This window comes from uncultured Fibrobacter sp., from assembly GCF_937877005.1.
In the GTDB taxonomy this organism is placed as follows: Bacteria; Fibrobacterota; Fibrobacteria; order Fibrobacterales; family Fibrobacteraceae; genus Fibrobacter.
The window spans coordinates 1-6,307 of record NZ_CALEFV010000187.1 but is presented as its reverse complement, the minus strand read 5'-3'; the positions used below and the strand labels follow the sequence as shown (position 1 = coordinate 6,307).

Genomic DNA, 6,307 nt, shown 5'->3' with positions numbered 1-6,307 from the left:
CTTCGGGCACAATCTTCCACCGCATCGACCCCGAGCTCCTTGCCGAATCCTACAAGGCGATGAATGCAAGGCTCATCATCATGGAGTACGGCGGAAACCTTGTCCCTGGCACAAACTCCGGAAACATTGACTGGACCAAGAAAATCATCACACGCCAGATTCAAGCCATTCAAAAGGCGAACCCCGACGCCGACATCTTGTTTATTGGCCCCGCCGATATGGCACGCCAAAAAGACGGCCAATGGCAGACGTATTCTGGCCTTGCGATGACCATCAAGGCCCTGCGCGAAGTCGCGCTCGAAAATGGTGCCGCCTACTGGGACATGCACCGCGTGATGGGCGGAAACGGTTCCATGATCAAGTGGGTAAACCGCGAACCGGCACTCGGCTTTACCGACCACATTCACTTTACACGCAGGGGCGCTGCCTACATGGGAGACCTTTTCTGCGCGGCACTTCGCATGCATTACGACTACTTCAAGTTCCGCGACCGCCACAACATCAGCGATGAAAAACTGAAAGACATTCACGAATGGAAGAACGAAGCTAAGGACAGTACCGCAAATGGAGGTGCGCAGAAATGAGACTTCTGTTTCTGACAATCCTGACTGCATTTATCGTCCTTTTCGCTAAAGATGAGGTCCCCGGAAGCTACAGCATCGATCTCTCCCGCTACGACTTCATCGATACTTCCCTGAACGTCATTCAATTTCCCAAGGGCAACGACGCATTCACGCCATTCTTCAACAAGATGGACACTCTCGTCTTCGAAAACCGCGGGCAGGTCAAGATTTTGCATGTCGGTGGATCCCATTTGCAAGCCGACGTGATTTCAGGACGCATCCGCGAGCACTTCATCAAGGAATATCCGGGAGCCTCCGCCGGCCGTGGATTCGTATTCCCTTACTCCGCCGCACGCACCAATACGCCTTCCAGCTATGCCAGCTACTACAAGGGCATCTGGGACATGAACAAGAACGTTCAACGCGAAATCAAGAAACCGCTCGGACTGCTCGGCATTGCCGTGAGTACCAGCGACCCGCGCGCCGAAATTTCGATTCTGCTTGACAAGTACAATTCGACACCGCTCTGGGGCGAAACCAAGCTACGTCTGTTCGGCTACAGCGACAACAATGACGTCGTTCCCGTGCTGCGCGTCGATTCGACGGACATATTCGGTGTTCTCGACACCGCTAGCCAGAGCTATGTCTTTACAAGTCCGCGACCGATCGACTCTATTCAGATTGCTTTCCGCTGGGTAGATTCGCTGAAGCAGGCAGAGATTGCAAAATTCATTACCGACTCCCTGTTCCAGGACTCCATTGCACGCGCCACCGCGGATTCTCTAAAAGACTCAAGCATCGCTAACACCAAGCAGGGCTCCACCGACACAGCCAAGGTGCACATTCCTAACAATGTCGCAATTCCTAAGACGGAAGTAGCGCTAGATTCCATGTACCAGGGCGAATGCGATGTTCTCGACACGGCATGTATCGCCCGCGAAGAAGCCAAGAACCAGGCTGTAGCAGCTCCGCGAAACTGCGCCGAGCGCCTGAACAAGCCTGCTGTGAACTATGCCGACGGCGAAATCGATTCGACGAACTACGCCAACGAGCACTGCATCTCGGAACAGGAAGTCCAGCCCGATTCCGTCAAAAAGAACGCCCGGCCGCGCTTTACCATGACCGGAATTCTGACAGAATCGGATACCCCGGGCATTACCTATACCGGTGTCGGCATTAACGGAGCAAAAGTTCACGACTACTTCGAAGAAGTCTGCCCTCTATTCGAAAAGCAGCTCGCCTATTACAAGCCCGACCTCGTAATATTTGCGATAGGCATCAACGACGCGAACGTGCAGCACTTTAACGACAAGCAGTTCAAGGAAGATTACGACAGGCTCATTGCACGCATCAAGAACGTGAATCCGAATGTCGCCATCATTTTCGAGACGAACAACGACATGTACCGCAAGGTCAAGAAAAAGCGCTACGTGCAACATCCCAACGGCGACATAGCGCGCAAGGCGTTTTTCTCCCTTGCCGACAAGCACAAGGCAGGCGTCTGGGACAAGTTCAGCATCATGGGTGGCTTAGGTTCCATGGCCAAGTGGGAAAAGGCCGACCTCGCCAAGGCCGACAAGGTACACTTCAAGCTTGCCGGCTACAACTTGCTCGGCGATCTGTTCTACAAAGCGATCATCAACAGCTACCAAGAACACATCGCAAACCTCCCCGCCGAAAAGAGGAAAGACTAATCTAACCACAGCCTACTGTCTACTTCCTACTCCTATGCTTGACTATTTAATACCATACCTCACTCGCACATTCTCGTTTGACCCGAACAGTCCGCTGTTGTTTACGCAGTTCTACTTCTGGGGTTTCTTCGCGGTCGTCTTCGCGTTCCTCACCCTCGTCAAGAACCGCATCCTGCTCCGCAACGCCTTCCTGTTTGCGACTAGCATGTTCTTCTACTACAAGACGAGCGGCAGCTATGTTTGCATCCTGGTATTCTGTGTCATCGCGAACTTCTTTATCGGCAAGTGGATTGAACGCGCCGAGAAGCATTGGAAAAAGAAACTCTGGATGATCATCATCGTCATCATCGACCTGCTCGTACTATGCTACTATAAATACTCCTACTTTTTCCTGGACGCTCTTTACGACTTTACCGGCATCGAGCTTCATGTCTACAATTTCTTCGCCGCCGCAAGCAACAAGCTGTTTGGCACGAATTCCCTCGTCGACACCATCATCCTGCCCGTAGGCATTTCGTTCTTCACCTTCCAGGCGATTAGCTACTGTATCGACATCTACCGCGGAAAGATTTCAGCGGTCAAGAACATTCTCGATTTCGGATTCTACCTCACGTTTTTCCCTCAGTTGGTCGCAGGTCCGATCGTTCGCGCCGACAAGTTTGTCCCGCAGCTTTACCGCAAGTACTTCTTGCCGCGCCGCACCTTCGGTATCGCCGTCTTCTGGATACTGAACGGACTTGCCAAGAAGATTATCCTGAGCGACTACCTCGCCACCAATTTCGTGGACCGCGTTTTTGATACGCCGCTCCTGTTCACGGGACTTGAAAACCTCATCGCCCTGTTCGCCTACTCGCTGCAGGTTTACGCCGACTTCTCCGGCTACACCGACATCGCCATCGGCGTCGCCCTCCTGATGGGTTTCCGCCTGCCGCAGAACTTCAACAGCCCCTACAAGGCGCTCAGCCCCACCGAATTCTGGCGTCGCTGGCACATTTCCCTTTCGAGCTGGTGGCGCGACTACCTGTACATTCCCCTGGGCGGCAACAGGAATGCCACCGTCGGCACCTACTTCTGGATGGCGTTCTTGAGCCTTGTGGCAATCATGCTTTCGGGCAGCGTGCTCGTGGGCGTCATGCTTGGTCTCCTGTTCGCCTACATTTCTGTTGTCGCCTACTTTAGGCCCGAATCGCGCAAGTTCATTACCACCAACATGAACGCCATGGCCACCCAGATTGTGGGCGGTTGGTGGCACGGTGCCAGCTGGAACTTTATCATTTGGGGTGGCCTGAACGGCTTTGGCCAGGTATTCAACAAAATCTGGTGCAAGCGCAGCCTCAAGTTCCGCGCCATCGCCTCGTTCATCCTGTTCGCTGCAAGCGCCATAATCTTCAAGCAGACGCACACCGCCATCTTCGCGATCACCGCGGTCTATTTCGGCGTTCTCTTTGCAGGCATCTACGCCGTCATGATTTTCCGTCTGTTCAGCGACAAATACTTCCACGGCCTATACGTGGCCTGGAACGTCACCCTCACCTTCGTGTTCATCACGTTTACGCGACTTTTCTTCCGCGCCGGTTCGAACCTCGATCCCGCCGAAGCGAACGAAGTCGCATGGAACACTGCCAAGAACATGGTGCAGCAGATGGGTACCGCCTGGAAATGGGACACGCTCGGCACCATCGCCTGGGAACACATCAACATCATCCTCGTGTTTGTCGCGGGCATGCTTATCCACTGGGTTCCCAAGAAATTCAAGAGCCGCTACCGTATCGCATTTGCGTCGCAGCCGGTTCCGCTCATGGTGATTTCGACAGCATTCATCATCTTCGTAATCTACCAGTTCATGAGCGCGGACTCCTGCCCGTTCATCTACTTCCAGTTCTAGGGATCGTTAAAGGTCACTGCGCTTCGGGCAAAACCGCCGTATTCCTCATAAACGCAAGCGTTTCTGCCTCGCCCTTCTCGGCAAGCATCTTCAACAGGTAGAGCAGCTTGCGGTAGGTCGTTTCGGTCATCTTTTCGCGCGCCGTACTTTGGGTCAGGTACAGCAGCGGAGATTCCTGCGTATAGTTCGCCCTGTTGTATGTCTTGGAGGCCGCCACGCGGTCGCAGAACATTTCCTTGATGTAACGGTCGGGCATCGTTATCGGCACCAGTTTCTTGGTTTCCATTTCGTAGTCATACCAGAATTCAAAATGGTGTTTGTTGCGGCCCTTATGGTGCATCCACGCAAAGCTGTAACCCTTGTCGAAACGTTCTCCGTTATTCGGCGACTGATTTCCTAGATAATACTTCGCCCCGGGAATGAATTCCGAAGGACTGTACTTAGACAAATCGTGAAAAAGCCCCTGAAAGCCGATTCCCGCCTTGAAACACAGGCGAATCACCTCGTTGCGGTGTTTCGTAATCGTGATAAAGTGCTTTATCGGATGGAACTTCATAGCCTCACCATGTCAGTGCAGGTTTCCGCAACCGCAGAGCGGTGCGTTACGAGAATCATCGTCTTGTCCTTGAGATTTTCAAAGAGACGCGCAAATAGTTTCCGTTCGGTCTCCTCGTCAAGGGCCGAACTGATTTCATCGAATAGCAGAACGTTCCCGGGACGCAACAGGCCGCGCGCAATCGCGATACGTTGAGCCTGTCCCTCGCTCAAGCCGTGGCCGCGTTCGCCAAGTTCCGTATCAAGTCCTTTGGGCAAATCAAAGACAAATTCGGCACAGGCCATCTCAAGCACGCGACGCAAGTCGCCATCGTTTGCCGTCGGGCAGGCCATCAGCAGATTATGCCGAATCGTTCCGCTCATGAGCGTGTTCCCCTGAGGAACATACACAAAATTCGGACGCGTCCTTTCCGAAAGAACTTCTACTGTACCCGAAACATTTCCGTCCGCTTCCGTATTCTCCGAGTACACCAGCATCCGGCCCCGATCCGGTTTCACCAGGCCAAGCAGGAGCCTAAGCAAGGTCGTCTTGCCAACACCCGTCTTGCCCATGACAGCCACCTTGCTGCCGGGCGCAAAATCATAATCAAAACGATCAATTATCTCGCGAGACTGTCCAACATAACCGAAACTCACACCTTCAAGCCGCACGCCAAGCTTTCCCGGTATGCGATCAACGGGTTCCTTGGATTCGGAATCCTTTTCCGACCGTAATTCCTGCAAGCGGTCGATACCCGCCATCGCATGGACAATTTTAGGTCCCATGTTGAGCAACGAGAAAATCGGATGCTGAATCTGCCCCACCAGCTGCAGGAAGGACGTCATGACGCCAAAGGAAATCGCACCGCTACGAAGCCCGAGACCGCCCCACACAAAGGCAATCATGTAGCCAAGGCCAAGCGTGCAGCCGAACAGGATTCGCGTCAGCATCGTAAAGCGCGCACGGATGCGGACATCATGCTCCAGGCGGTCCTGCTGGTCATCGAGCAGTTTTGTCACCCAGCTTTCGCTTTCAAGCGAACGGAGAACCGCATTATATTCCATGCCCTCCTGCACCTGCGTCTGGATGCGGCTTTCGCCTTCGCGAATCGCTAGCGTCATGTTCTTGAGCTTGTGCGAAATCAGCTTGCCAAAGACAACGGCAACCGGCGTAAGCAACAATAGCACCCAGGCCAGCAGCGGATCGAACCAGCGCAACAGCAGAAAGGCTCCGACAAGCTGCAAAGTCGTCACGGCCATCTGCGGAATCGTGTCCATCAGGACTTCGCTAATGGTCTCAATGTCCTTCGAAAATCTCGATGTGATGTCTCCGGAATGGAGTTCCTTGATATCGTAAAGCTTGCGCCGGAAAAGCAACTCGAACATTTCCAGACGCAGCCGACACGAAGACCGCACCGTCGCCGTCGTCGTCATGTAGGTATACGCCTGCCGCAGCAGTACTGCACCGACCACCGTCAGAAGCAGCAACACCGCCATGCGGACAACGTCCTCGTCAGTGCCAGTACGAATCGTCTCGTCAATAAAACGCTTGGAAAGCCACACCATGGCAAGGCCAAGGAGCACGCGCGCAAAACCAATCACCACACGAAAGGCGACATTCAGGCGGTAAC

The 6,307-nt window shown here is 53.6% G+C and carries 5 protein-coding genes; 3 read left to right on the top strand and 2 right to left on the bottom strand.

The features are described from left to right. The 3 genes from Q0628_RS08720 to Q0628_RS08710 all read left to right on the top strand — a co-directional run. On the top strand, positions 1-584 hold a 584-nt coding region (locus Q0628_RS08720), incomplete at its 5' end, for a GDSL-type esterase/lipase family protein (RefSeq protein ID WP_366979128.1). Beyond that, on the top strand, positions 581-2,257 hold the full coding sequence (locus Q0628_RS08715) for a GDSL-type esterase/lipase family protein (protein ID WP_298770162.1): 1,677 nt from the start codon (positions 581-583) through the stop codon (positions 2,255-2,257). The genes Q0628_RS08720 and Q0628_RS08715, both read left to right, overlap by 4 nt. A 34-nt stretch (positions 2,258-2,291) precedes the next feature. After that, entirely contained in the window at positions 2,292-4,142 is a 1,851-nt protein-coding gene (locus Q0628_RS08710) for an MBOAT family O-acyltransferase (protein ID WP_298770160.1), read from the top strand. 13 nt (positions 4,143-4,155) lie between these two features. Here the strand turns inward: Q0628_RS08710 and Q0628_RS08705 are convergent, their stop codons facing one another. Both Q0628_RS08705 and Q0628_RS08700 read right to left on the bottom strand, forming a co-directional pair. After that, complete coding sequence (locus tag Q0628_RS08705) at positions 4,156-4,698, bottom strand: DUF5662 family protein (protein WP_298770158.1); 543 nt, start codon at positions 4,696-4,698, stop codon at positions 4,156-4,158. Continuing rightward, positions 4,695-6,307: ABC transporter ATP-binding protein (locus tag Q0628_RS08700; RefSeq protein WP_298770155.1), on the bottom strand; the 1,613-nt coding region annotated here is incomplete at its 5' end. The genes Q0628_RS08700 and Q0628_RS08705, both read right to left, overlap by 4 nt.

What these genes read in the sequence shown, in the direction of transcription:
- Q0628_RS08715 (WP_298770162.1), top strand. Translation starts at nt 581, where the DNA reads ATGAGACTTCTGTTTCTGACAATCCTGACTGCATTTATCGTCCTTTTC.
- Q0628_RS08710 (WP_298770160.1), top strand. Translation starts at nt 2,292, where the DNA reads ATGCTTGACTATTTAATACCATACCTCACTCGCACATTCTCGTTTGAC.
- Q0628_RS08705 (WP_298770158.1), bottom strand. Translation starts at nt 4,698, where the DNA reads ATGAAGTTCCATCCGATAAAGCACTTTATCACGATTACGAAACACCGC.